At 67.6% G+C, this 23,415-nt stretch carries 27 protein-coding genes; 19 read left to right on the forward strand and 8 right to left on the reverse strand.

Going from position 1 to position 23,415, the window contains the following annotated elements:
* Window positions 1–56: 56 nt before the first annotated feature.
* Entirely contained in the window at window positions 57–878 is an 822-nt protein-coding gene (locus DMC61_RS24755; protein WP_125691575.1) for a slipin family protein, read from the forward strand.
* Between the two features lie 342 nt (window positions 879–1,220).
* Window positions 1,221–1,913: a hypothetical protein gene (locus tag DMC61_RS24760; RefSeq protein ID WP_233594929.1), complete on the forward strand. Its 693-nt coding sequence runs from the start codon at window positions 1,221–1,223 to the stop codon at window positions 1,911–1,913.
* Between the two features lie 18 nt (window positions 1,914–1,931).
* Here DMC61_RS24760 and DMC61_RS24765 read toward each other — a convergent pair whose 3' ends face one another.
* Together DMC61_RS24765 and DMC61_RS24770 are read right to left on the reverse strand one after the other, a co-directional pair.
* Window positions 1,932–2,570, reverse strand: a complete 639-nt coding sequence (locus DMC61_RS24765; RefSeq protein ID WP_125691577.1) for a DUF4190 domain-containing protein — start codon at window positions 2,568–2,570, stop codon at window positions 1,932–1,934.
* Between the two features lie 49 nt (window positions 2,571–2,619).
* On the reverse strand, window positions 2,620–2,970 hold the full coding sequence (locus DMC61_RS24770) for a DUF4190 domain-containing protein (RefSeq protein WP_125691579.1): 351 nt from the start codon (window positions 2,968–2,970) through the stop codon (window positions 2,620–2,622).
* Between the two features lie 193 nt (window positions 2,971–3,163).
* On the opposite strand from DMC61_RS24770, the gene DMC61_RS24775 reads away from it, so the two are divergent.
* The 7 genes from DMC61_RS24775 (at window position 3,164) to DMC61_RS24805 (ending at window position 10,353) form a co-directional block, all read left to right on the forward strand.
* Complete coding sequence (locus DMC61_RS24775; RefSeq protein ID WP_016331462.1) at window positions 3,164–4,360, forward strand: acyl-CoA dehydrogenase family protein; 1,197 nt, start codon at window positions 3,164–3,166, stop codon at window positions 4,358–4,360.
* Between the two features lie 60 nt (window positions 4,361–4,420).
* Window positions 4,421–4,936, forward strand: a complete 516-nt coding sequence (locus DMC61_RS24780) for a general stress protein (protein WP_016331463.1) — start codon at window positions 4,421–4,423, stop codon at window positions 4,934–4,936.
* Window positions 4,937–5,161: 225 nt separating this feature from the next.
* Window positions 5,162–6,484, forward strand: coding sequence for an ABC transporter substrate-binding protein (locus DMC61_RS24785; RefSeq protein WP_125691581.1), 1,323 nt, complete (start codon window positions 5,162–5,164; stop codon window positions 6,482–6,484).
* The gene (locus tag DMC61_RS24790; protein WP_038519058.1) at window positions 6,481–7,431 is read left to right on the forward strand and encodes a carbohydrate ABC transporter permease; all 951 of its coding nucleotides are present in this window, start codon (window positions 6,481–6,483) and stop codon (window positions 7,429–7,431) included. Before DMC61_RS24785 ends, DMC61_RS24790 begins: the two co-directional genes overlap by 4 nt.
* Complete coding sequence (locus DMC61_RS24795) at window positions 7,431–8,273, forward strand: carbohydrate ABC transporter permease (protein WP_125691583.1); 843 nt, start codon at window positions 7,431–7,433, stop codon at window positions 8,271–8,273. Before DMC61_RS24790 ends, DMC61_RS24795 begins: the two co-directional genes overlap by 1 nt.
* Before the next feature lie 3 nt (window positions 8,274–8,276).
* Window positions 8,277–9,455: an ABC transporter ATP-binding protein gene (locus tag DMC61_RS24800; RefSeq protein WP_125691585.1), complete on the forward strand. Its 1,179-nt coding sequence runs from the start codon at window positions 8,277–8,279 to the stop codon at window positions 9,453–9,455.
* A gap of 136 nt (window positions 9,456–9,591) precedes the next feature.
* Window positions 9,592–10,353, forward strand: coding sequence for an NPP1 family protein (locus DMC61_RS24805; protein WP_125691587.1), 762 nt, complete (start codon window positions 9,592–9,594; stop codon window positions 10,351–10,353).
* A gap of 3 nt (window positions 10,354–10,356) precedes the next feature.
* Here the strand turns inward: DMC61_RS24805 and DMC61_RS24810 are convergent, their stop codons facing one another.
* Window positions 10,357–10,557 carry a PspC domain-containing protein gene (locus DMC61_RS24810; RefSeq protein WP_034313416.1) on the reverse strand — a complete coding sequence of 67 codons (201 nt, stop codon included), beginning with the start codon at window positions 10,555–10,557 and terminating at the stop codon, window positions 10,357–10,359.
* A 199-nt stretch (window positions 10,558–10,756) separates the two neighbouring features.
* On the opposite strand from DMC61_RS24810, the gene DMC61_RS24815 reads away from it, so the two are divergent.
* Complete coding sequence (locus tag DMC61_RS24815; RefSeq protein WP_125691589.1) at window positions 10,757–11,683, forward strand: hypothetical protein; 927 nt, start codon at window positions 10,757–10,759, stop codon at window positions 11,681–11,683.
* Between the two features lie 67 nt (window positions 11,684–11,750).
* Here the strand turns inward: DMC61_RS24815 and DMC61_RS24820 are convergent, their stop codons facing one another.
* Entirely contained in the window at window positions 11,751–12,431 is a 681-nt protein-coding gene (locus DMC61_RS24820) for a TetR/AcrR family transcriptional regulator (protein ID WP_125691591.1), read from the reverse strand.
* A 121-nt stretch (window positions 12,432–12,552) separates the two neighbouring features.
* Between DMC61_RS24820 and DMC61_RS24825 the strand changes: the two genes are divergently transcribed.
* Complete coding sequence (locus DMC61_RS24825) at window positions 12,553–14,076, forward strand: MFS transporter (protein WP_125691593.1); 1,524 nt, start codon at window positions 12,553–12,555, stop codon at window positions 14,074–14,076.
* A 79-nt stretch (window positions 14,077–14,155) separates the two neighbouring features.
* Here DMC61_RS24825 and DMC61_RS24830 read toward each other — a convergent pair whose 3' ends face one another.
* The 3 genes from DMC61_RS24830 to corA form a co-directional block, all read right to left on the reverse strand.
* Window positions 14,156–14,995 carry a ParB N-terminal domain-containing protein gene (locus DMC61_RS24830; RefSeq protein WP_125691595.1) on the reverse strand — a complete coding sequence of 280 codons (840 nt, stop codon included), beginning with the start codon at window positions 14,993–14,995 and terminating at the stop codon, window positions 14,156–14,158.
* Complete coding sequence (locus tag DMC61_RS24835) at window positions 14,992–15,639, reverse strand: metallophosphoesterase (protein WP_125691597.1); 648 nt, start codon at window positions 15,637–15,639, stop codon at window positions 14,992–14,994. Before DMC61_RS24835 ends, DMC61_RS24830 begins: the two co-directional genes overlap by 4 nt.
* A 178-nt stretch (window positions 15,640–15,817) precedes the next feature.
* Window positions 15,818–16,906, reverse strand: a complete 1,089-nt coding sequence (gene corA, locus DMC61_RS24840; protein ID WP_125691598.1) for a magnesium/cobalt transporter CorA — start codon at window positions 16,904–16,906, stop codon at window positions 15,818–15,820.
* Window positions 16,907–17,156: 250 nt separating this feature from the next.
* Between corA and DMC61_RS24845 the strand changes: the two genes are divergently transcribed.
* A complete protein-coding gene (locus tag DMC61_RS24845) occupies window positions 17,157–17,735 on the forward strand; it encodes a MaoC family dehydratase (protein ID WP_016331476.1) in 579 nt (192 codons plus the stop codon).
* A gap of 33 nt (window positions 17,736–17,768) precedes the next feature.
* Window positions 17,769–18,872, forward strand: coding sequence for a DUF2332 domain-containing protein (locus tag DMC61_RS24850; protein WP_199750091.1), 1,104 nt, complete (start codon window positions 17,769–17,771; stop codon window positions 18,870–18,872).
* Window positions 18,873–19,021: 149 nt separating this feature from the next.
* On the opposite strand, the gene DMC61_RS24855 is transcribed toward DMC61_RS24850, so the two are convergent.
* Window positions 19,022–19,435: an NUDIX hydrolase gene (locus tag DMC61_RS24855; protein WP_125691600.1), complete on the reverse strand. Its 414-nt coding sequence runs from the start codon at window positions 19,433–19,435 to the stop codon at window positions 19,022–19,024.
* Between the two features lie 186 nt (window positions 19,436–19,621).
* On the opposite strand from DMC61_RS24855, the gene DMC61_RS24860 reads away from it, so the two are divergent.
* From DMC61_RS24860 to DMC61_RS24885, 6 genes are all read left to right on the forward strand, one after another.
* Complete coding sequence (locus DMC61_RS24860; protein ID WP_005167589.1) at window positions 19,622–19,783, forward strand: hypothetical protein; 162 nt, start codon at window positions 19,622–19,624, stop codon at window positions 19,781–19,783.
* Between the two features lie 23 nt (window positions 19,784–19,806).
* Window positions 19,807–20,367 carry a PH domain-containing protein gene (locus DMC61_RS24865; RefSeq protein ID WP_016331479.1) on the forward strand — a complete coding sequence of 187 codons (561 nt, stop codon included), beginning with the start codon at window positions 19,807–19,809 and terminating at the stop codon, window positions 20,365–20,367.
* Between the two features lie 51 nt (window positions 20,368–20,418).
* A complete protein-coding gene (locus DMC61_RS24870) occupies window positions 20,419–21,282 on the forward strand; it encodes a PHP domain-containing protein (RefSeq protein ID WP_016331480.1) in 864 nt (287 codons plus the stop codon).
* Window positions 21,279–21,908, forward strand: coding sequence for a MarC family protein (locus tag DMC61_RS24875; RefSeq protein WP_016331481.1), 630 nt, complete (start codon window positions 21,279–21,281; stop codon window positions 21,906–21,908). Before DMC61_RS24870 ends, DMC61_RS24875 begins: the two co-directional genes overlap by 4 nt.
* A 205-nt stretch (window positions 21,909–22,113) precedes the next feature.
* The gene (locus tag DMC61_RS24880) at window positions 22,114–22,974 is read left to right on the forward strand and encodes a PD-(D/E)XK nuclease family protein (protein WP_016331482.1); all 861 of its coding nucleotides are present in this window, start codon (window positions 22,114–22,116) and stop codon (window positions 22,972–22,974) included.
* Between the two features lie 34 nt (window positions 22,975–23,008).
* Window positions 23,009–23,347, forward strand: a complete 339-nt coding sequence (locus tag DMC61_RS24885; RefSeq protein ID WP_125691602.1) for a hypothetical protein — start codon at window positions 23,009–23,011, stop codon at window positions 23,345–23,347.
* Window positions 23,348–23,415 lie beyond the last annotated feature (68 nt).

Below are 23,415 nucleotides of genomic sequence, written 5' to 3' on the forward strand. Positions count from 1 at the left end.
TCCCCCGTGACTCGCCGGGCGTACCGTGAACAGCGAGAACAACCCCGGGAGCAGCCATGGTGGTGGAGATTCTCAGTGCGGTCGCCGTCGCGGGCGGAGCGTGGCTCGCGACCAGCCTTCGCGTGGTGAAACAGTACGAACGCGGGCTCGTGTTCCGGTTCGGGCGGGTGCGCCCGGCGATCCGGGAGCCGGGGCTCGCGCTGCTGGTGCCGATCGCGGACAGACTGCAGAAGGTCAACATGCAGATCGTCACGATGCCGATCCCCGCGCAGGACGGCATCACCCGCGACAACGTCACCGTGCGGGTGGACGCGGTCGTGTACTTCAAGGTGATCGACCCGGTGCTGGCCGCGGTCAACGTGCAGGACTACCGCTCGGCCGTCGGCCAGGTCGCGCAGACCTCGCTGCGGTCCATCATCGGCAAGAGCGACCTGGACGACCTGCTGTCCAATCGTGAGCGGCTGAACGAGGGCCTGGAGCTGATGATCGACAGTCCGGCGCTGGACTGGGGCATCCATATCGACCGGGTCGAGATCAAGGACGTCGCGCTGCCGGAGTCGATGAAGCGCTCGATGTCACGCCAGGCCGAAGCCGAACGCGAACGGCGGGCGCGGGTCATCTCGGCCGACGGCGAACTGCAGGCGTCGCACAAGCTCTCGCAGGCGGCGGCGACCATGGCCGACACCCCGGCGGCGCTGCAGTTGCGGCTGCTGGAGACGGTCGTGCAGGTCTCGGCGGAGAAGAACTCGACGCTGGTTTTGCCGTTCCCGGTGGAGCTGCTGCGCTTCCTCGACGCGAACACGCCGAAGCGGGAGGAGCCTTCGGAGGACACGGCGGCCAACGGTCAGGTGGCGCCGGCGCCCAGGGAAGGCAGCTGAGCGAAGGAAGAAGCCCCAGGCGCTTGCATCAGAGGCGACACTGGGGCGTTCGTCACTGACGGTAGCATCTTCGGGTGCCGTCCGTCGAGACCGAAGAGCCTATGGTCTGGAATCTGCTGTCCGAACCCCGGATGGCTCCCCACCTCGAGGCAGCGTCGGGGGACAAGGTCGCGGCCCTGCGGCTGTACGAATGGAGCGCGCGAACATCCTCCGCCGCTTTCGAGGTCGTCGGCCATCTCGAGGTGCTCCTTCGTAACGCTCTGGATCGGTGTCTTCGCGAGCATTTCCGAGAGGACCAGTGCGGCATCCCGTGGTTCTTGCTGCCGACTCCCGGCGGGGACAATGTGGCGGAGGCCGTGGCCACCGTGCGGGAGCGGCTGCGCCCCCAGCGAAAGGGAGGTCGCCGTCGCTGTCGAGCGGGTCCGCAAGTTCCGGAACCGGCTCGCGCACCACGACTCGACGATCAACGTCGACATACCCTTCGAGCTTCGCCAGATCTTCGACCTGGCCGCGTACATCGACAAGGATGCCGCGCGCTGGCTGAAGCGGTGCAGCGGACTGATGACCGTCTACGCGCAGCGGCCGGTCACGGTCGACGACACCGTCGTCGTTTCGGCGAAGCACGCTTGGCCGTTGTACGAGACTTGCTCCGCTTACGTGTGCCAATCCGGGCGGGCGTTTCGGCCGATCGAGCGTGTGGCGTTCTACGCGGACCGTGAGGTCAAGCTTGAAGTACCCGCCGTGCTTCACCGCCGGGACAACGTCGAGTGGTCTCCGGAAGAGGCATCGCGGCTCGGTGCTTCGGAGGATCGCTTCGACCGCAAGATCGCGAAGGTCATCGAGACGTCGGACGATACCTGGACGGATGGCCGCTATCAGGTCTTCCTGCTGACCGCTCCAGGACATCCCGACCACCGGCAGCTACGGCAGGCACTGCCGCATCTCGGCGCTGGACGAGGCTCGGCTTTCGTGCAGCGGCAGCGATATGTCTCCCTGCACTCCTTGGAGAACGCGGTGACGACGGCCGACCTCTAGACAGCCCGGCCGACGCCGTTAGTCGAGCTCGCCGTTCACCCCGAGGATGATCATCGTCCCGATGAACCCGACGTACAGCGCGATGACGATGTAGGCGATGACCACCGCCGCGAGCGCGATGCCGCGTCCCCCCGCTTCGCCGCGGTTCGCCTTCGCCAGCCCGATGTGCCCCAGGATCAGCCCGACGATCACGGTGACGCACGAGCAGATCCCGACGAGCGAGCACACCAGCCCGGCGATCGCCATCCCGTTGTCCTGCGACCGCGGGGGTGCCGCCATCGCGTACGGGTTGTAGGGCTGCGGCGGCGGATAAGCGGCGGGCAACGGCACGGGCGTGTACACCGGCGGAACCGGGGCCGCGTAGGGCGGCGGCACGGGTTCGGCGGTCAGCGGGTCGATGGCCTGCCCGTACGTCTCGTCCGGAACCGGAACGGAAGCCGGCTCGGGAGCGGGCTCCGGGGCAGAAGCCGACGGCACCTCGAACGGAGCGGGCGGCTCGAACGGCGGAGGCGGCGTGAACGGCGCGGGCGGCTGGAACTGCTGCGGTTCCGCCGGGCTCGAAACCGTTTCGGACGACGCGGAAGTCGGATCCGAGAAGGTGTTCGAGTCGGTGTAGGACGACGTCGACGGTGTGTCCTGCGAGTCCGAACTGCTCATCCTGCTGGCCCCCTGGTTCGTGCGGGACTCCACCGTATCCGGGAAGGGGTCACGAGACGCCCGCGGCACCGATCGCGAGCACCACGAAGACGAACCACAGGATGACCGGGATCAGCCACAGCGCGGTGACGACGTAGCCGATGATCATGCCCGCCTGCGCCATGCCCTGGCCGCCGGCTTCGCCGCGTTTGGCCTTCGAGAGCGCGATGTGCCCGAAGATGATCCCCAGGATCGCCGGGAAGCACACCAGCGACGCCACCGCCATGCCCTGATCCGGCGGCCGCACATAGGTCTGCTGGACGTAGTACTGCTGCGGCGGCGGTTGGTACGGCTGGAGTCCGTAGGGCTGCTCGAACTGCCCGGACGGCTGGTGCCCGTACGGGTCGTGCGGATTCGTCATGCTGGGTCCCCTCGTAGACGAGGACCGTATCGCTACCGGAAGGCACCGTGTTTCGCGGCGACGTTGAGCAGGACCGGGATCGGCCACGGATGGCGTACGCGTGACTGCGCTCATAGCGAGGTCCCACGTCAGGCGTCATACTCACCGGTAACCCAGCGCCGGGAGCCCGGTGCGCGCGAATTTAGGAGCAGCGATGGCTCGCCTCGCCCAGACCGCCGGCTTGACCGACGTGCAGTCCGAAATCCTGGCCACGGTCCGCCAGTTCGTGGACAAGGAGGTCATCCCGCGCGCGCAGGAACTCGAGCACGCCGACACCTATCCCGCCGACATCGTCGAGGGGATGAAGGAGATGGGCCTGTTCGGGCTCACCATCCCGGAGGAGTACGGCGGCCTCGGCGAATCGCTGCTGACCTACGCGCTCGTGGTCGAGGAGATCGCCCGCGGCTGGATGAGCGTCTCCGGGGTCATCAACACGCATTTCATCGTGGCGCACATGATCAAGCAGCACGGGACGCCGGAGCAGAAGCAGCACTTCCTGCCGCGGATGGCGACCGGCGAGGTTCGCGGCTCGTTCTCGATGTCCGAGCCGGATCTCGGCTCCGACGTCGCCGCGATCAAGACCCGCGCCCGCAAGACCGACGACGGTTACGTCATCGACGGATCGAAGATGTGGCTGACCAACGGCGGCAGCTCCAACCTGATCGCGCTGCTCGTCAAGACCGACGAAGGCGCGGAGAAGGCCCACCAGAACCTCACCACGTTCCTGATCGAGAAGCCCGAGGGCTTCGGCGAGGTCGCGCCCGGCCTCACCATCCCCGGCAAGATCGACAAGATGGGCTACAAGGGCGTCGACACCACCGAAGCCGTGTTCGACGGCTACAAGATCGGTGCCGACAAGGTCCTCGGCGAAGCGCCGGGCAAGGGCTTCGCGTACATGATGGACGGTGTCGAGGTCGGCCGGGTCAACGTCGCCGCCCGCGCCTGCGGCATCGCGATCCGCGCGTTCGAACTCGCGGTGGAATACGCCCAGCAGCGCAAGACCTTCGGCAAGGCGATCGCCGAGCACCAGGCGATCGCGTTCAAGCTCGCCGAGATGGCCACCAAGGTCGAGGCCGCGCACCTGATGATGGTCAACGCCGCCCGCCTCAAGGACTCCGGCGCGCGCAACGACGTCGAGGCCGGCATGGCGAAGCTGATCGCGAGCGAGTACTGCGCCGAGGTCACCCAGGACTCGTTCCGCATCCACGGCGGCTACGGCTACTCCAAGGAGTACGAGATCGAGCGCCTCATGCGCGAGGCGCCGTTCCTGCTCATCGGCGAGGGCACCAGCGAGATCCAGAAGACCATCATCAGCCGCGGCCTGCTCCGCGAGTACAAGTCCCGCTCCTGAACGTTCGCGCCTTTCGCCCGTCCTTGAGAAGATGGACCAGGACGGGCGAGAGGTGATTACGTGAGTGCTCCCTTTGGCGGAAGCGGCCGGGCCGCGGGCGGGCTGCCCAGGCTGCCGACACCGCCTACCGGCTGGCCGATCGGTTCCTACGCGACGTACGGCGAAGCCCAGCAAGCCGTCGGCTTCCTCGCGGAGAAGGAGTTCGGGGTCTCCGACGTGACCATCGTCGGTGTCGACCTGATGCTCGTCGAGCGCGTCGTCGGCAGGCTGAGCTGGGGCCGGGTGCTGGGCACCGGCGCGGTGTCCGGCGCGTGGTTCGGCCTGATCATCGGGCTGTTGCTGGGCATGTTCAACAACCAGGGTTTCGCCTGGCAGCCCATGATCGGCGGGCTCGTGCTCGGCATCCTGGCGTGGACGGTCTTCGCCGCGATCAGCTACAGCATGTCCCGCCGCGACTTCTCCTCCGCGAGCCAGCTGGTCGCCGGCCGCTACGACGTGCTCTGCCAGCCGCGTTCGGCCGAGCAGGGCCGCGAGCTCCTCGCCCAGCTGGCGTTGGGCGGCCGCCCCACCGGATGACATTCGGCGGTACTCGTTCACCTGTTCGTCGTGCGGTCCGCTGAATCGTTACCGATACTGCTTGCGGGCGGTGATCGCCCGGAATAGGTTGCACAACACCAGTCGGGCGGTCATGTACTCCAGCGTGTCCGCCCGAGCACTAGCACGTCGGGGTGCTGGCGCGCGGGCTTCTTCAACGCGTCCTAGTGCCGCCGTTCCCCAGGCGTGCGCGGGTGAGGAGGCCTCATGGGGAAGAGGATGAGCGCGAGCCGGAGGGGCCGCTCACCAGGCCGCACCGGCTCGCTACTCGGCGCGGTGGCGCTGACGGCCGGCTTGCTGGCGGGTTGCGGTTCGGACGCCGGGCTGAAGATCAACGTCTACTACGCGCCCGAAGACAATTTCCAGTCCGTTGTGGACGATTGCACGAAGGCCTCGGGCGGGCGGTACGAGGTCGTCTACAACAAGCTCCCGCGACCGGCCGACGGCCAGCGGGAACAGATGGTGCGCCGGCTGGCCGCCGGTGACGATTCGCTCGACGTACTGGGGCTGGACGTCACGTGGGTCTCGGAGTTCGCTGAGGCGGGCTGGGTCGACGAATGGACGGGCGAGGTGAAGGCCGAGGCGACCGAGGGCGTCCTGCCGGGACCGCTCGAAACCGCCACGTGGAACGGAAAACTCTACGCGGCGACCAAGAACACCAACGTCCAGTTGCTCTGGTACGACGACCGGCTGACGCCGACGCCGCCGAAGACCTGGGACGAGATGATCCAGCAGGCGCAGGCGCTCAAGGCACAGGGCAAACCGGCGAACGTCGTGTTCACCGGGGCGCAGTACGAAGGCCTCGTCGTCATCTACAACACGCTCGTCGAGTCCGCGGGCGGGAAGATCCTTTCCGACGACGGTAAGTCGGTCGTGATGGACGCGGGCGCGGTCAAGGCGCTGGAGATGCTCAAGAAGGTCACCACGGCCGGGATCACCGACCCGTCGCTGACCAACTCGAAGGAGGACGAGGTCCGCCAGTCCTTCCAGCGCGGCAACGCCGCCTTCGAACTGAACTGGCCGTTCGTCTACGCCTCCTACGCCAAGGAGAAGAAGGACGAGCTGAAACACTTCAAGTGGACCACCTATCCGCAGTTCGAAGCGGGCAAGCCCGCCAAGACCACGATCGGTGGCTACAACCTGGCGGTCAGCTCGACCTCGAAGCACAAGGCCGAGGCCTACGAGGTCGCGCTGTGCCTGCGCAGCGCGAAGAACCAGAAGTTCTCCGCGCTCAAGGACGGTGTCCCGCCGACGCTCGAATCGCTCTACACGGACACGCTGCCACTCGACGCGACGGCGCCGCAGAGCGACGACAACCCGAGTATGGAAACGAAGTACCCGATGCGGGAGACGATCCTGGACGCGCTCAAGGACGCGGCGGTCCGTCCGCTGACCCCGGCGTACCAGAACGCTTCGACGGTGTTGTCGAAGGTGCTTTCCCCGCCTTCTGGAATCGATCCGCAGAAGACGGCGGAGAAGCTGAAGGAACAGCTCGCCGACGCGCTCCAGTCGAAGGGAGTGATCCCGTGACCGTGCAGGAGACCGCCGGTTCGGCGACCGCGAGCAAACCGGGCAAGAAGGCGAAACCGGTTCTCAGCGAAGGAAAGAAGGCCGAGCGCAGGCTCGGCTTGTGGCTGTGCGCCCCGGCGGCGATCGTGATGATCGCGGTCACCGGGTACCCGATCATCTACTCGATCTGGCTCTCCCTGCAGCGCTACGACCTCAGGTTCCCGGCGCAGCAGGAATTCGTCGGCCTCGACAACTACATCGCGGTGCTGTCCAACGGTTACTGGTGGACGGCGTTCGGGACGACGATGGGGTTGACCATCGTTTCGGTGGTGATCGAGTTCGTGCTGGGCATGGGCCTGGCGCTGATCATGCACCGGACGCTCGTCGGCCGGGGCCTCGTGCGGACGGTCGCCCTGATCCCGTACGGCATCGTGACCGTGGTCGCCGCGTTCTCCTGGTACTACGCCTGGACGCCGGACACGGGCTATCTGGCCAACCTGTTCTTCCCGGACAGCGCGCCGCTGACCGAATACTGGCCTTCGCTGGCGATCATCGTGCTGGCCGAGGTGTGGAAGACGACGCCGTTCATGGCGCTGCTGCTGATGGCGGGGCTGGCACTGGTGCCGGACGACCTGCTGAAGGCCGCGTCGATGGACGGTGCGACGGCGTGGCAGCGGTTCACGAAGGTGATGCTGCCGGTGATGAAGCCGGCGATCCTGGTGGCGCTGCTGTTCCGCACCCTGGACGCGTTCCGCATCTTCGACAACATCTTCGTGCTCACCAACGGCGCGCAGGACACGTCGTCGGTGTCGATGCAGACCTACAACAACCTGGTCAAGGGGTTGAACCTCGGGATCGGGTCGACGATGGCGGTGCTGATCTTCATCACGGTGGCGATCATCGCGTTCATCTTCATCAAGGTGTTCGGCACGGCCGCACCCGGCAGTGACAATGGGGGTAAGCGCTGATGGCCATCGGTGGAGCGGCCACGCCCGGCCGCAAACTCAAGTGGGGCCTCGTCGACATCCTGGTCCTGGTGTTCGCGCTGTTCCCGGTGCTCTGGGTGGTCTCGCTTTCGTTCAAGACCAAGGAGACCTTGGACGACGGGAACTTCATCCCGTCGGAATGGACGTGGCAGAACTACGCGGACATCTTCGAGACCACGGAGTTCATCAGGGCGCTGGTGAACTCGATCGGCATCGCGATCATCGCGACGGTGATCGCGGTCGTCCTCGGCACGATGGCGGCGTACGCGATCGCGCGGCTGGACTTCCCCGGCAAGCAGGTGCTGGTCGGGATGTCGCTGCTGATCGCGATGTTCCCGCAGGTCTCGCTGGTGACGCCGCTGTTCAACATCGAACGTGAGCTGGGGTTGTTCGACACCTGGCCGGGGCTGATCCTGCCCTACATCACGTTCGCGCTGCCGCTGTCGATCTACACGCTTTCCGCGTTCTTCCGGGAAATCCCGTGGGAGCTGGAAAAGGCGGCGAAGATGGACGGCGCGACCCCGGCGCAGGCGTTCCGGAAGGTGATCGCGCCGCTGGCGGCTCCGGGGGTGTTCACCACCGCGATCCTGGTGTTCATCTTCTGCTGGAACGACTTCCTGTTCGCGATCTCGCTGACCTCGACCGAGGCCTCGCGCACGGTCCCGGCGGCGTTGTCGTTCTTCACCGGGTCCTCGCAGTTCGAAGACCCGACCGGGACGATCTCCGCGGCCGCCGTGGTGATCACCGTCCCGATCATCCTGTTCGTGTTGTTCTTCCAGCGTCGCATCGTGGCGGGGCTGACGTCCGGTGCGGTGAAGGGCTGACCCATGGCTGAAATCGTTCTCGAAAAAGTGTCCAAGAAGTACCCCGACGGCGCCCTCGCGGTGTCCGAAGTGGACATCACGATCGCCGACGGTGAGTTCATCATCCTGGTCGGCCCGTCCGGCTGCGGCAAGTCCACGACCTTGAACATGGTCGCGGGCCTGGAGGACATCTCCTCGGGCGAACTGCGCATCGACGGCCAGCGCGTCAACGAGAAGGCGCCCAAGGACCGCGACATCGCGATGGTGTTCCAGTCCTACGCGCTGTACCCGCACATGAGCGTGCGGGAGAACATGGCGTTCCCGTTGCGGCTGGCCAAGGTCGACGACCGAACGGTGCGGGCGAAGGTCGAAGAGGCGGCGCAGATCCTGGATCTGACCGGGCATCTCGACCGCAAGCCGGCGAACCTCTCCGGCGGGCAGCGGCAGCGCGTGGCGATGGGCCGCGCGATCGTCCGCAACCCCAAGGCGTTCCTGATGGACGAGCCACTGTCCAACTTGGACGCCAAGCTGCGCGGGCAGATGCGGACCTCGGTGTCGAAGATCCAGAAACAGCTGGGCACGACGACGCTCTACGTCACGCACGACCAGACCGAGGCGATGACCCTCGGCGACCGGGTCGTCGTGCTCCGGGCGGGCCACGTGCAGCAGATCGGGTCGCCGCAGTTCCTCTACGACAACCCGGCGAACCTGTTCGTGGCCGGGTTCATCGGCAGCCCGTCGATGAACTTCGTGCCCGCCACACTGGAGAACGGGACGGCGCGCAGCGCGCTGGGCGACATCCCGCTCACCGACCGGGTGCGGCAACTGGTCGAAGCCGCCGACGCGCCGCGTGAGGTCATCGTCGGTATCCGGCCGGAGCATTTCGAGGACGCGGCGCTGGTGGACGCCAACGCCCGTCAGGGGGCGACGTTCACCGCCCACGTCGACGTCCTCGAGTCGATGGGTTCGGAGAAGTTCGCGCACTTCTCGGTCGAAGGTGAGGTCGCGTCGTCGTCCGACCTCGCGGACCTCGCCGCCGACAGCGGATCCTCGGACGTTCCGGGCGCCGAGTCGCAGATCGTCGCCCGCCTCTCGGCGGCGTCTTCCGCGGCGGAGAACCAGAACGTCGAGCTGTGGTTCGACGCGGACAAGATCAAGCTGTTCGACGGGGCCAGCGGCAAGAACCTGACCTACACCGACTAGTCCTGTAGCGCGTGAAGGCCCCCTTCCCTCGGCTCAGCCGCGGGAAGGGGGCCTTCACGCGCTTCCCCACCTTCGGCGGTTTACGTCACCTGAGGTGATCGGGAATCCTCCGGGTACCGAGAGAAGGGCGCCTGCCTTGCCGAAGAAGCTGACACGCCGTCTCCTGCAGGGCCTGATCGGAGCGGTCCTCGTCACCACGCTCGCCCCGGCCGTCGCCTGGGCCGAACCCCCACAGGCACTGCCGTCGAACGCGACCGACGCCGACCGCACCTGGCAGCCCGCGTTCGACTACGACACCGACGGCTGCTACCCGACCCCCGCGATCTCGCCCACCGGCGCGGTGGCCACCGGACTCAAGAACTCCGGAGCCCTCAACGGTCAGTGCCGGGACCGGTCCGACCTGGACAACACCAACTCCTACGCCCGGTCGAAGTGCAACAACGGCTGGTGCGCCCACCTGTACGACCTGTACTTCGAGAAGGACCAGGCCGTCCCGGGCATCGACTGCTGCGGGCACCGGCACGACATCGAACACGTCGTCGTCTGGGTCAACGAGGGCCAGGCCCGGTACGTCTCGACGTCCGCGCACGGCAACTACTCGACTTACGACCGCTCGAAGGTCTCCTGGGAGGGAACCCACCCGAAGATCGTCTATCACAAGGACGGCGCGAGCACCCACTGCTTCCGCATCGCGAGCGCGACCGAGCCGCCGGAGAACCACTACAACGCCTGGCAGTACCCGGATCTCGTCAGCTGGGACCGGTTCCCGCCCGGTATCCGCGACACGCTCGTCCGCGCCGACTTCGGCAGCGCGAGCCTCGCGATCAAGGACGGCTCGTTCGAGTACAACCTCGGCAAGGCCAAGCCAGCGGGCATCCCCTTCGACCCCAACGGCTGAGGCTCAGTACTCGCTCTCGGGCAGGGCGAGCCACAGCACGAGGTAGACGATGAACTGCGGGCCGGGCAGCAGGCAGGACAGCACGGCGAGCAGGCGGACCTTGCCCGGCGTGGTGCCGAAACGTTTGGCGAGACCGGCGCAGACGCCGCCGATCATGCGGCCCTGGCGCGGTCGGGTCAGGCGGGCGGCTACGGGGTTCGTCACGGGTCTTCCCTCTCTGTCATCACTGCGTGTGAAACCCATTTTCGTCGCGCGGCGGCCCGGCCGCATCCCACCGCGGAACGAAACGCACCCCTAAGGGCGTGAAATCGAGGTAAAGGAGCCACCTGGGAAAACGAGGCGGACCCTGTGTTCTTCGCCCGTAGGGGGTGGTGTTCCCGGATCTTTTGACGATACTGCTCCGGTGCCCCCGAAGAGACTCAGCGCAGTACTCTGCGGCCTGTTCCTCGCCGCGGCCTGTGCCACGCCGGAACCGGCGGTGACGCCTTCGCCGACCACCGCGGGCGACGAGGCCTTGACCGCTTCCGAGGCGCTCGGCGAATACTCGTCGCTCGATTACTGCAGCCTTGTCGACCAGCGGAAGGTGATCGGCGGCGGAAACGCGGTCAAACCGCCGTTGACCTCTTTCGAGTTCTGCCGCCTCGAATTCGTCGAGGGTGCCAATCGCTACACCGTGACCACCGGCCCGATCACCTCCGGTCAGGATCCGAACAATCAGCCGTACGAATACGCCGGGCCGCTGCCGGAAGGGCTCAGCGTCCAGCGATCGACGTTCAACGAGGACACCACCTGCACGCGGCTGCTCACCTTCGCCGACGGGATCCGGCTGTCCATCGCCGTGACCTCCGACGACAAGGCCCCGGCCGACCAGGCCGACCGCTGCCGGATCGCCGACGCGACCGTCGGCAGTGCGGCCGCGGTGATCACCGAGCGCAAGGTCGGGCGGCTGAACCTGGACCAGCGCTCGTGGGGCCGCGTCGCCCCGTGCGCCCTGCTCGACCAGCACGAACTCGACGCCGCCGCCGGAGCGGAGACCAAACCGGCCCCGGCGCTGTCCGGGCACAACTGCATCCGCGGCAAGGTCAGCTTCTCGCTGTCCGTCGGCGCGGACACCACGCCGGGTGCGACGGAGGCGCTGGGCGGGCGGCAGGCCCAGGTCGCCACTTCCGGCGCGTTCTGCCAGGTGACCACGCACCGGCCGATCCCGGGTACTCCGGACCGGGTCGAGCAGGCGGCGCTTTCCGTGGTCGGTGTCGACGGGGCGGCGGAGGACGCCACCTGCGCCGCGGCACGTGAGGTCGCCGCCGCCGTCTTCCCGAGGCTCCCCTGACGCGTTTCGTCCTCTGGATGCGGTCCTTGCACGCGCAACTACCGCATTTAGAGGACTAAATGCGGGGTCAGCAGCGCAGCTTGGGCAGCCGGAAGGAGCACATGACTTCTTCCAGTGCTTCGACGTCCAGCGGCGGATGCGGCAGCGGGGTCGCGCGGCCCGGTTCGGCGCGCAGGCCGTCCAGCAGCATCGCGAGGCACCGGCGCCACAGGTCCGGCTGGATACCGTGCGTGAACTCGATGACGGAGCCGATCATCTGGTGCAGCAGCGGCATGTCCGTCGGCACGATGTCCGCACGCAGGACCCCCGCCGCCTGAGCGCGTTCGACGAGCTGTGTGATCAACGGCACCATGCGCGATTTCGCCTCGGCGACGCGCTCCTGGCCGAAGACGTTCGACAGCATGACTTCCCGTAACCCGCGGTCACCGGCGTGCAGCTCGGCCGCGCGCCAGGTGAAGTCCGCGAAGCCCTCCCACGGGCCTTCGGCGCGAAGCGCTTCTTCGGCGAACTCGCGGATCGTCTCGAACTGGTCGACGAACATCGCCTCGACCAGGTGTTCCTTGCTGGGAAAGCGGCGATAGACGGTGCCGACGCCGACGCCGGCGTGATGCGCGACGTCGTCGAGCGTCGCTTCGAGCCCGCGCTCGCCGAAGACATCGCGTGCCGCCGCGATGATGCGTTGCCGATTGAGTTCAGCGTCGCGCCGCAACGGCCGCGCCGGTGCGGCGGGAGCAAGGTCCCGAGCCATTCGTCCAGCTTAACAAACGAAGTAGAGGACACTTCTCCACTTCTTGTGTACCTTGGCGCGGAAAGGGGAGATACCTACTCCACGTAGCTTCTTCGTCACTATCGGTGAGGAAACCGCCCGTATGTCTGACTCATCCACCGCTGTCGCCACGCCGCCGGGGGACGCGGCCGCGCAGCACTCCAACCCGCACCACGCCAGGAGATGGCTGATCCTGGTGATGATCGGTCTCGCCCAGCTGATGGTGGTGCTCGACGCCACCGTCGTGAACATCGCGCTCCCGTCGGCGCAGCAGGACCTCGGATTCTCGAACGACGCCCGCCAATGGGTCGTCACCGCCTACGCGCTCGCGTTCGGCAGCCTGCTCCTGCTGGGCGGGCGGCTCGCGGACCTTTTCGGCCGCAAACGCGCGTTCCTCGTCGGGCTCGCCGGCTTCGCCATCGTGTCCGCGATCGGCGGCGCCGCCACCAGCATCGAAATGCTGCTCGTCGCCCGCGCGGCACAGGGTGTCTTCGGCGCGCTTCTCGCTCCGGCGGCCCTTTCGCTGCTGACCACGACGTTCACCGATCCGAAGGAGCGCGGCAAGGCGTTCGGTGTCTTCGGCGCCATCGGTGGCGGCGGCGCGGCGATCGGCCTGCTGCTCGGCGGCGTGCTGACCGAGTACCTCGACTGGCGCTGGTCGATGTACGTCAACATCATCTTCGCGGTGATCGCGTTCGCCGGTTCGGCCGTGCTGCTGAAGAACTCCGAGACCGACGGCCCGCGCCCGAAGCTCGACATCCCCGGCACGATCACCGCGTCGGCCGGTCTCTTCGCGCTCGTCTACGGCTTCGCGAACGCCGAGCGCGACTCGTGGTCCTCGGTGTCGGTGTGGGGTTTCCTCGCCGCCGGTGTCGTACTGCTCGCCGCTTTCGTGGCGATCCAGCAGCGGGTCTCGCATCCGCTCCTGCCGCTGCGCGTGCTGCTCGACCGCGACCGCGGCGGCTCGTACCTCGCGATGTTCCTGCTTGCCATCGGGATGTTCTCGATCTTCCTGTTCCTCACCTTCTACATCCAGCTGAACCTGCAGTTCACGCCGGTGCAGAGCGGGGTCGCGTTCCTGCCGATGGTGGCCACCCTGATGGCCAGCGCGACGTCGGCGACGGCCGTGCTGCTGCCTAGATTCGGCGCGAAACCGTTGGTGTCGCTGGGAATGCTGATCGCGGGGGCGGGGTTGTTCTGGCTCTCGGCCATCGACACCACCAGCACGTACGCCGGCGGGGTGCTGTTCCCGCTGATGGTCATGGGCGTCGGCATCGGCCTCGCGATGGCGCCCGCGATGAGCGTCGCGACCTTCGGCGTCGACACGCACGACGCCGGTGTCGCGTCGGCGGCGGTCAACACCGCGCAGCAGGTCGGCGGCTCGATCGGGACCGCGCTGCTGAGCACGCTGGCCGGTAACGCGGCGACGTCTTTCACGGCCGGGAAGGTGCCTTCGGCGCAGCTGGCGGCCGAAGCGGCAGTGCACAGCTACACGACCGCTTTCGTGTGGGGCGGGTGGATCTTCGTCATCGGTGCGGTGATCTGCGGGCTGCTGCTGCGGTCGGGTGCTCCGGCGAAGGCTCCTGAAGGCGCTTCGGACGCTACGCCGGTCGCCGTGCACATGTAGGTCCCTCGAATGCTAGGAAAGGACCGTTCCTTGCAAAATTTGCAAGGAACGGTCCTTTCCTAGCACGGGGGAGGGGGTGTCAGCGGGACTGTGACCGCACCGCCTCGAAGACCTCGTCGTCCCACCGGTGAGTCCGGATCAGCCGGTACCGTTCACACGCCACCCACAGATACGCCTCGGCGTCCGTCCGCGCGCCGATCAGCTCCGCCTGCCGCAGCATCGCCACCACCGGCACGAACTCCTCGTCGAACCACCGCTGCGCCAGCGTCGCCCGGTCCGAGTACGTGCCTTCGTCCTGCATCAGCCGGAAACCCCACGCCTCCACGTGCTCGCCGAGCCGTGCGTAGTCCCACGGATCGGTGAACACCACCGAAGCCCGCGCGTGCCCCGAAAGCGGGACGCGTTCCAGGAACAGCCGCCGGTAGTCCTTGACGATCAGGTCGCCGCGGTACCGGATCCCGCTCGGGTCCAGTTTGGTCCGCACCTCGGTGACCATCGCCTCTATTGTGGACAGTCGCATCGCGTGCGCCACCGAGACGCGATGGTGCCCGTCGATGATGAAATGCAGTTCGCCGACGCGGTACACCTCGATCGGCGGGATCGACTCACCGCGCCGGGTGGCGAGCGCCAGCCGTTCCCACCGTTCGCGCACCCGTCCGGACGTGGGGCGGAAGCGCCGATCGAAATCGCGGCCCCGGTCGACGCTGCCGACGATCGAGTCGAGCCGGATCACCTGCGCCCCGATCTTCCGCTCGCCGAGATAGCCGAGCGCGTCGACCACCTCGTGGAACGGCAGCATGATGTTGACGTCGTCGGGCTCGCCGCGCAGCCAGTTCGCCAGCCGTGACAGCACCTGACGTCGTCGCGCGCGGAGGAAGTCGTGTTCCGCGTCCGCACGGGGAAAACCGGTGTCCTTCATACGAACTCCATGATCCGGTGCCCGACCACGTTGCGTACCGTGGTCCCGCCGACCACCCGGTCCGGCACGGGTTCGCCGTGCGGGTGGATGTGCCCGTGCAGCAACCATTTCGGCCGCAGCAACTCGATCGTGCGATGGAGACAGTCGAACCCGCGGTGCGGCGGATCCTCGCGGTCACCGCAGTGCCGCGGCGGCGCGTGCGTGAGCAGGACGTCGACGTCCCGCCCGTCCCGCCAGCGGCGGAGCCGGGCCCGGCGCACCAGCCTCCGGGCGCGCCGCGCCTGCTGGCGTTGCGTCCATTGGTTGGGGCCGTCGTTGTAGCGGACCGAGCCGCCGAGCCCGGCGAACCGGAGCCCGCCGACGTCGACGACCCGGCCGTCCGCGTTCACCCCGCCCGCCGGCCCCGGCCACACCGTCGGGAAACCGTCCTTCATGGACAGTCCGCCGTAGCGGGTGTAGCCGGACAGGTCGGGGTCGTGGTTACCCGGGACGAACACGCACGGCACGTCGAGCGCGCCCGCCAGGAACTCGAGGTAGTCGTACGGCAGGTCACCGGCACCGATCACGAGGTCGGCCCGGTGGTTGCGGACGGCGGACGTCCACAGCCGCTCTTCGACCTCGTCCGCGACCACCAGCGCTTTCATGCGCTCCAGGGTAAGCCCGGCGGCGCTACTTCGTGCCGTGCGCGAACGCGGGGTCCTTGGCGATGATCGCGACGACGATGCCGAGCCAGACGACGCAGAAGGCCAGCGCCCAGAACTTGAGGTTGGTCAGGATCCTTGGCATGAGGGAACTCCAGAACTACCGAAAGGGGAAGGAAGGTCAGAGCCAGCGGTTCTTCCTGAATATTCGGTAGAGCAGGATGCAGACGCCGAAGATGACCGTCATCGCCACCGGGTAGCCGAAGCGCCAATGCAGTTCCGGCATGTAGTCGAAGTTCATCCCGTAGATCCCGGCGAGCGCCGTCGGGACCGCGATGATCGCCGCCCACGCGGTGATCTTGCGCATGTCGGTGTTCTGCTGGAGCGTGATCTTCGCCAGCGTGGCGTCCACCAGGGTGGTCAGCAGCTCGTCGAAGTTCGAGACCCGCTCCGAAACGGTCGTCAAGTGGTCGGAGACGTCGCGGAAGTAGGAGCGGACCTCGTCCGGGATCAGCCGCGTGTACCCCTCCGCGAGCCGCTGCAGCGGAGTGCCGAGCGGCATGACCGCGCGGCGCAGTTCCAGCACCTCGCGCTTCATGAAGTAGATCTGCTCGGCGCTCACCTTGGAACGCGGCGCGAAGACGTGCGTCTCCATCTCGTCGATGTCCGACTCGATGGCGGTGGTGACGTCGAGGTAGTGGTCGACGACGTGGTCCGCGATCGCGTGCAGCACCGCGGACGGCCCGAGGGCGAGCCGCTCCGGATCCTGGTCGAGTTCGCGGCGCAGCCGCGCGAGCCCCGAGTGGTTCCCGTGCCGCACGGTGATCACGAAGTCGCGGCCGAGGAAGGCCATCAGCTCGCCGGTCTCGACGATCTCGTTCGCCGTCGCGGGCGACTCGTGCTCGACGTACCGGACGGTCTTCAGCACCATGAAGAGCGTGTCGTCGTAGCGCTCCAGCTTGGGCCGCTGGTGTGCTTCGAGCGCGTCCTCGACGGCCAGCTCGTGCAGGCCGAAGGTGTCCGCGATGCCCTGGATCTGGACCGCGTCGGGCTCGTGCAGGCCGATCCAGACGAACCCGGTGTGCCGTTTGCGCACCTCTTTGATGGCCTCGGCGTGCGTCCAGCGGCCGGGCAGGCGCTTGCCGTCCACGTACACCGCGCAATCGACGACGTACGCCGAAAGGGGGACGGGCAGCGGGCGTTCGGGGACGCTCTTGGCGCGGCCGTTGCTCCGGCCGCGAAGGCCGCCGAGCGAGGGAATGGCAGGCATGGGATCTCCTGGGCAGACGTCGTGCGTTGGTGCGCGAAGACGACGGGCCAAGCGGTCGGGGGGCCGCTCGGCTAGGCCAGCGTTCCCGGTTTCGTCAGCCCTGCCAGGTGGGGATCCGGCGAGATGTGAAGGCGGAAACGCTGCGACTACTAGGAAGCGGACTATCGCCACTGGACATCGGGTTCCTCACCTCCTTCGGCTCGGCGGACGGTTACGCAGTGGTGTGGGTCGCGTTGACGACCCGACACCAATGGTCGAGGGTACTCCTCAACACGAAGGCCTGTCGTTCCAGGCTCACGCCGCGTTACTCGTGCAGGAGGAATGGGTGCAGTTCGGTCGCTATTACGAAGAGTTCGAGGTCGGTGCGGTCTACAAGCACTGGCCGGGCAAAACGGTCACCGAGTACGACGACCACCTGTTCTGCCTCATCACGATGAACCACCACCCGCTGCACCTCGACGCGCACTACGCCGAGGAGACCACCGACTTCGGGAAGAACGTCGTGGTGGGCAACTACATCTACTCGCTGCTGCTGGGGATGTCTGTGCCGGACGTGTCCGGCAAGGCGATCGCGAATCTCGAGGTCGAATCGCTGAAACACGTGAAGCCGACCTTCCACGGTGACACCATCTACGGCGAGACCGAAGTGCTGGACAAGACGCCGTCGAAGTCGAAGGACGACCGGGGCGTCGTGTACGTCGAGACCCGCGGCTACAAGCAGGACGGCACGATCGTCTGTGTGTTCCGTCGCAAGGTCATGGTGCCGAAGCGGTCTTACGGTGACACCAGGGGCGGTGAACAGCCCGGCCGTCCTGTGCCGCACGAATAACGGGTGTCACGAACGGGAAGAGGGAGCGCGTCGATGCCCATCGGGCTGGATGAGATCAAGAGCCGCCTGCGGAAGTTCGCGACGGTCGAGGCGGCCGGTGTTTCGCCGCTGTACGAGCACCTGGCGGCGAAGGCGGCCGAGGACGACGACGTCGCCGGGCTGCTGACGGACGCCCGCGGTGGTGAAGCACGCGGAACGCTGCTCATGGCGACCGCGCACCGCCTCATCCAGGCCGACCCCATCCACCCGCTCTCGCGGTACTACCCGTCCGTCGGCGGTTTCGACGGCGTGGACTCGGAGACGTGGCCCTTGTTCCGTTCGTTCCTGCTGGAGCGGGCGGACAAGGCGCGCGCGATCATCTCCTCGCGGTACACGCAGACCAACGAGGTCCGCCGGGCCGCGCTGCTCTACCCCGCGATGACGGCGGCGGCGAAGGAGGCGGGCGGCAAGATCGCGCTGCTCGAAGTCGGCTGTAGCGCGGGCCTGCTCCTCGGCCTGGACAAATACGCCTACCGCTACCAGTGCGACGGCGGCGAACAGCTCACCGCCGGGCCCGCGAAGACCGCGGTCGGCCTGCACTGCGCGCTGGACCTCGCGCCCGGCGCCGTCACGCCGAAGGTGCCGAAGAAGCTGACGATCACCGCTCGCGCCGGCCTCGACCGCGCCCCGGTGGACCTGACCGACGAAGACGAACTGGCCTGGCTCGAAGCCTGTGTCTGGGCCGACCAGCCGGACCGGATCCGGCTGCTGCGCACGGCCGCGGCGGCGCAGGGCAAGCAGCGGCCCGAGCTGATCGCCGGCGCCGCCGTCGACGATCTCGCCTCGGCGGCCGCCACCCTGCCCGCCGACGCCCCGCTCGTGGTCTTGACCAGTCACGTGCTGGCGTACCTGGGGGAGCGGCGGGCCGACTTCATCGAGGCGCTCCGCGAGCTCGCCGCGGACCGGCCGCTGTGGTGGGTCAGCGAGGAGTTCTATGCCGCCGCGCTGGAATTCCTGGTGCCCGGCAGGACCGATCTGGCCGAACCGGTGGACCAGGCCGTGCTCGGGCTCGTCCGCTGGGATTCCGGCGTCCCGGACGTGCGGGCGCTGGCCAGAACGGCCCCGCACGGGCAACGGATGACCTGGCTGCCGGTTTAGCGCTTCCGCCGGGTCGCTGACGGCGGGCGCCGGTCCAGGGTGGTCGTGAGTGGCGATTCCGGTTCTAACCGTCCTTACCACTCACGAGGCAAAGCATCGGCGAGGATAATTTTCACCTCCCGCGCCGCTTTATCCCGCGTCTTTCGGGCCTACCCGGTCGGCAGCACTCCCCAGTCGCGGAGAGTGACGAACAGGAGTTCGGCCAGGCGGCCGCCTTTGTCGAGTTCGATCAAGGTTTCGGCGTCGATCCACCGGGCGTCGTCGGCGTCGTCCCCGGCACGGAGAGTGCCGCCGGTGACCGTGCAGGCGTAGTCGTGGATGTCGTAGGGGCCGCGGCGGACGTTGCCGACAGGTGTGCCCGGTATCACGTCGAGCCCGGTCTCTTCGCGCATCTCGCGAATGACGGCCGCTTCGTCCGTTTCGCCTGGTTCGACGCGCCCGCCGGGGACCGACCAGAGTCCACGTCCGGGTTCATTCGCGCGCCGGATCAGCAGAATCCGGCCGAGTTCGTCGTGGACGATGCCGCCGACACAGCGGACGGTGCTGTCCGAAACGGTGTTCATTCCCGAATGGTAGACGCGGGCTTCCTGACAATGGCTGTCCTGTACACGGAGAGTAGCCGTGCGGTACACTTCCCCTTGCCGGCTGACCCAAGCGCGGGACTTCTCTCCCGCGCCGGTGGAAGGTGCGGTACAAAATGAATGGTCAGTATCCGCAGTCAGTCACCGTAAGAGACAGGATTGATCGCTGTGAACGCGAAAAAGCTCCTCACTTTCGCAGGAATCGCGTTGGTGCTGTTCTTCGTGATCGCGCAGCCAGGTCAGGCCGCGGGCCTCGTGGGAAACATCATCGGCTTCCTGCGTGACTCGGCCGAATCGGTGATCACCTTCGTCAGCAACGTCTTCAGCTAGCGGACGGCGGATACTCTATCGGTATGTTCGCCCCACGCGATCCAGACGAGTATCTCCTCGACACCGAGCGGCGGGTCATCAGGATCCGCCGTCACTGGGCGGTGCTGCTGTGGGACACCTTCGAGGCGGTGGCCTTGCTGGCCATCTGCGTCCTGGTGTCCTACCTGCTGCCGCCCGCCGCGTGGGTCATCCAGAACATCCTCTGGTATGCCGCGTTGCTCGTCATCCTGCGCTTCGCGTACGTGGTGATGGAGTGGTGGGTCGAGCGACTGGTCGTCACGGACAAACGGTTCGTGATGACGACCGGCGTCTACACCACCAAGGTGCTGATGATGCCGATCACCAAGGTCACCGACCTCACCTACGAACGTTCGGCGTGGGGCCGGATGATGGGGTACGGGACCATGGTGGTCGAGTCCGCCGGTCAGATCCAGGCGCTGAACCGCATCGACTACCTGCCGAAGCCGGAAGAGTTCTACGACACCATTTCCGAGCTCGTCTTCGGCGACAAGCAGAAGCAGGCCGAGCGCTTTTCGATGATCAAGGCGCAGCGTGCGGCCCGCGGCAAGAAGAAGGTCGGTTAGCGCAGGTCCCGGAGTCGCTGTGACCTGGAGCATCGTCGATACTGAGCGGCGATGCGCATCGACCTGCACGCCCACTCCACCGCCTCCGACGGCACCGACAGCCCTGCCGGGCTGGTCGCCGCCGCCGCGAAGGCGGGCCTCGACGTCGTCGCGATCACCGATCACGACACCACGGCCGGCTGGGCCCCGGCCGCCGAGGCACTTCCGCCGGGGCTCACCCTGGTGCCCGGCGCCGAGCTGTCCACGATCTCCGTCGACCCGGTGACCGGGCGGCACATCAGCGTCCACCTGCTCGCGTACCTCTTCGACCCGGAGTCGACGGCGGTCGTCGCCGAGCAGACCCGGCTGCGGTCGGAGCGGCGCTGGCGCCTGCGGGTGATGGCCGAACGGATGGCCGCCGACGGTCTCCCGGTGGATCCCGACGAGGTCATGTCGCTGCTTCCCGAGGACGGTTCCGCCGGACGGCCGCATCTCGCGCAGGCTCTGGTGCGGGCCGGTGTCGTCGCTTCGGTGAACGAGGCGTTCGGCAGCTATCTCGGCAACGGCAGCGGATATTTCGTGGCGCGGCAGGACACGCTCGTGGAGGACGCGATCGACATGATCGCGGCGGCGGGCGGGGTCACCGTCATCGCGCATCCCTTCGCCTACACGCGCGGGGCGACCATCAGCGTGGACGTGCTCGCCGGGCTGGCCGAGCACGGGCTCACCGGGGTCGAGGTCGACCACCCGAACCACGACGAGGAGACCCGCGTCCGGCTGCACGGGCTGGCGGGGGAGCTGGGGCTCGTGCGCACCGGGTCGAGCGACTACCACGGCACGAACAAGACGATCGACCTCGGCGACGAGACCACCGATCCGCTCGCGCTCGAAGAACTCGTCGCGCGGTCCACCGGCTATCAGGTCGTGACCCGGTGACGATCACGGACTTCTTCGACGCGCGCCTGTTCATGAGTGCGACGATCACGCTGATCGTCATCATGGACCCGCCGGGTACGGTGCCGGTGTTCCTGAGCCTGACCGGCCGCAAGTCGGTGGCGTTCCGCGCCAAGGCCGCGCGGCAGGCGGTGCTGGTGTCGTTGCTGGTGATCTCGCTGTTCGCCGTGGCGGGACAGGCGATCCTGTCCTACCTCGGCATCGGGATCCCGGCGCTGCAGGGCGCGGGCGGGCTGTTGCTGCTGCTCATCGCGCTGCAGCTGCTGACCGGCAAGACCGGCGGCGAGGCCGAGGCGGCGGGCGACGACGTCAACGTCGCCCTCGTCCCGCTCGGGACGCCGCTGCTCGCCGGCCCGGGTGCGATCGCCGCGACCATCGTCTTCGTGCGGCAGGCCGATGGCCACGTCGGCGCGTACGTGGCTCTCGCGCTTTCGATCGTGACGGTGCACTTCGTGCTGTACCTGTGCATGCGGTACTCGGGCGTGGTCATCCGGCTGATCAAGGAAAGCGGGATCACGCTGCTGGCGAAGATCGCCGGTCTGCTGCTGGCCGCGATCGCGGTCGAGCTGGTGGCGAACTCGGTGAAGGGTTTCATCTCGGGCACGTGACCGGCGCCTGGCGGGTGCCGTGAAGGCCTCCTTGCCTACCCTGAAGGTAGTGAAGGAGGCCTTCACGGACCCTGGGTCCCTCAAGGCGACCTTCACGGACCGCCGCCCGGCCGGGAGTGGTAGCAAAGGTCCCTTGCTCCCTTCGGCGGGGATCCCCTCGAAAAGTGTCGGTGGGGGTGCGTAGCGTTGCGGGCGGGGTGATCCGATGGAGCAGATTGGTTTCGACTTCGGCGTCGAGGCGCCGCGCAAGCTGACGAAGGTCTCGCCTGCCCGCCTCGCGACGTTCGAAGACTGCCCGCGCCGCTACCGCATGTCGTATCTGGACCGTCCGTCCCCGGCACGCACCGGCGCGTGGGCGCACAGCACGCTGGGTGCGGTGGTGCACAACGCTTTGCGGGCGTTGTTCGACCTGCCGGTGGTCAAGCGCGTGCCGCAGCGGGCGATGGCGCTCGTCGCCGAACACTGGAAGGACGCCGGGTTCGAAGACGCAGACCAGGCCGCCCGGTATCGCGCCAGGGCGAAGGCCTGGGTCGCGGAGTACGTCGAGCACAACGACGTCAGCGTCGATCCGGTCGGGCTGGAGCGCTGGGTGTCGGCGCCGGTCACGCTCGAGCCGGGCAGCGGGCCCAGCCTCATCATCGAGGGCCGCGCCGACCGCATCGACCAGCGTGGCCGGGAATTGGTGATCATCGACTACAAGACCGGCCGTCGTGAGCCGGACGAGTACGAGGCGCGCTCGTCGCAGGCCTTGGCGCTGTACGCGGTCGCGGCCGCCAGGACCCTGCGGACGCCGTGCTACCAGGTCGAGCTGCACCACGTGCCCACCGGGACCGTCGCGGCCGCCGAGCACACCGAGCAGAGCCTCAAACGGCATCTCCAGCGCGCCGACGAGACCGCCGGAGATCTGCGGCTGGCAACGGATACCCTGGACGCCGGCGGCGACGAGGACGTCCTGTTCCCGGCGCGTCCGGGCCGCCGTTGCTCATGGTGCGACTTCCGGCCCAGTTGCGCGGCAGGCCAGGAGGCCGGGCCCGCGGCTCAGCCGTGGGAGTTGCTGGCGCCCTAGATTCTCCAGACCCGACGATAGGACAGGCGAGGACGTGTCGTCACCGGACACCGAAGAGCTCGCGACCACCCCACCGCCCGCGGGCGAGCCCGAGACGCCCCGAAGCGGCCGGTTCTGGCGAGGGCTGACCGGATCGCTGGCCGCCGGGATGGTCGTGCTCGCGGTGTTCGTTCTCGTGGTCGCCGGGGTCTGCCTGTTCGCCGGTGCGCCCGGGCCGGGGCCGTTAATGCTGATCGGTCATCCGGTCGCGGCGGTCGTCGCCTTGCTGGCGCAACGGGTCGCCGACACACGTCATGGCCGCGTCGCGGGCTTCGCGGGTCTCGGTGTCGTCGTGAGCGTGACGGCCGCGCTGAGTCTGTTTTGGTGGAGCTGACACGGCAGGAAGGTGTCATCGACCGGAAAAGGTGCCCCGCCCCTGCGAAAATATGGCTCACTGGGCAG

Source organism: Amycolatopsis sp. WAC 04169, from assembly GCF_003947535.1.
Lineage (GTDB): Bacteria > Actinomycetota > Actinomycetes > Mycobacteriales > Pseudonocardiaceae > Amycolatopsis > Amycolatopsis keratiniphila.

What these genes read in the sequence shown, in the direction of transcription:
- DMC61_RS24825 (WP_125691593.1), top strand. Translation starts at nt 12,553, where the DNA reads ATGTCTGACTCATCCACCGCTGTCGCCACGCCGCCGGGGGACGCGGCC.
- DMC61_RS24795 (WP_125691583.1), top strand. Translation starts at nt 7,431, where the DNA reads ATGGCCATCGGTGGAGCGGCCACGCCCGGCCGCAAACTCAAGTGGGGC.
- DMC61_RS24820 (WP_125691591.1), bottom strand. Translation starts at nt 12,431, where the DNA reads ATGGCTCGGGACCTTGCTCCCGCCGCACCGGCGCGGCCGTTGCGGCGC.
- DMC61_RS24785 (WP_125691581.1), top strand. Translation starts at nt 5,162, where the DNA reads ATGGGGAAGAGGATGAGCGCGAGCCGGAGGGGCCGCTCACCAGGCCGC.
- DMC61_RS24755 (WP_125691575.1), top strand. Translation starts at nt 57, where the DNA reads ATGGTGGTGGAGATTCTCAGTGCGGTCGCCGTCGCGGGCGGAGCGTGG.
- DMC61_RS24775 (WP_016331462.1), top strand. Translation starts at nt 3,164, where the DNA reads ATGGCTCGCCTCGCCCAGACCGCCGGCTTGACCGACGTGCAGTCCGAA.
- DMC61_RS24850 (WP_199750091.1), top strand. Translation starts at nt 17,769, where the DNA reads ATGCCCATCGGGCTGGATGAGATCAAGAGCCGCCTGCGGAAGTTCGCG.
- DMC61_RS24855 (WP_125691600.1), bottom strand. Translation starts at nt 19,435, where the DNA reads ATGAACACCGTTTCGGACAGCACCGTCCGCTGTGTCGGCGGCATCGTC.
- DMC61_RS24800 (WP_125691585.1), top strand. Translation starts at nt 8,277, where the DNA reads ATGGCTGAAATCGTTCTCGAAAAAGTGTCCAAGAAGTACCCCGACGGC.
- DMC61_RS24830 (WP_125691595.1), bottom strand. Translation starts at nt 14,995, where the DNA reads ATGAAGGACACCGGTTTTCCCCGTGCGGACGCGGAACACGACTTCCTC.
- DMC61_RS24765 (WP_125691577.1), bottom strand. Translation starts at nt 2,570, where the DNA reads ATGAGCAGTTCGGACTCGCAGGACACACCGTCGACGTCGTCCTACACC.
- DMC61_RS24845 (WP_016331476.1), top strand. Translation starts at nt 17,157, where the DNA reads ATGGTCGAGGGTACTCCTCAACACGAAGGCCTGTCGTTCCAGGCTCAC.
- DMC61_RS24760 (WP_233594929.1), top strand. Translation starts at nt 1,221, where the DNA reads ATGTGGCGGAGGCCGTGGCCACCGTGCGGGAGCGGCTGCGCCCCCAGC.
- DMC61_RS24870 (WP_016331480.1), top strand. Translation starts at nt 20,419, where the DNA reads ATGCGCATCGACCTGCACGCCCACTCCACCGCCTCCGACGGCACCGAC.
- DMC61_RS24880 (WP_016331482.1), top strand. Translation starts at nt 22,114, where the DNA reads ATGGAGCAGATTGGTTTCGACTTCGGCGTCGAGGCGCCGCGCAAGCTG.
- DMC61_RS24835 (WP_125691597.1), bottom strand. Translation starts at nt 15,639, where the DNA reads ATGAAAGCGCTGGTGGTCGCGGACGAGGTCGAAGAGCGGCTGTGGACG.
- DMC61_RS24770 (WP_125691579.1), bottom strand. Translation starts at nt 2,970, where the DNA reads ATGACGAATCCGCACGACCCGTACGGGCACCAGCCGTCCGGGCAGTTC.
- corA (WP_125691598.1), bottom strand. Translation starts at nt 16,906, where the DNA reads ATGCCTGCCATTCCCTCGCTCGGCGGCCTTCGCGGCCGGAGCAACGGC.
- DMC61_RS24865 (WP_016331479.1), top strand. Translation starts at nt 19,807, where the DNA reads ATGTTCGCCCCACGCGATCCAGACGAGTATCTCCTCGACACCGAGCGG.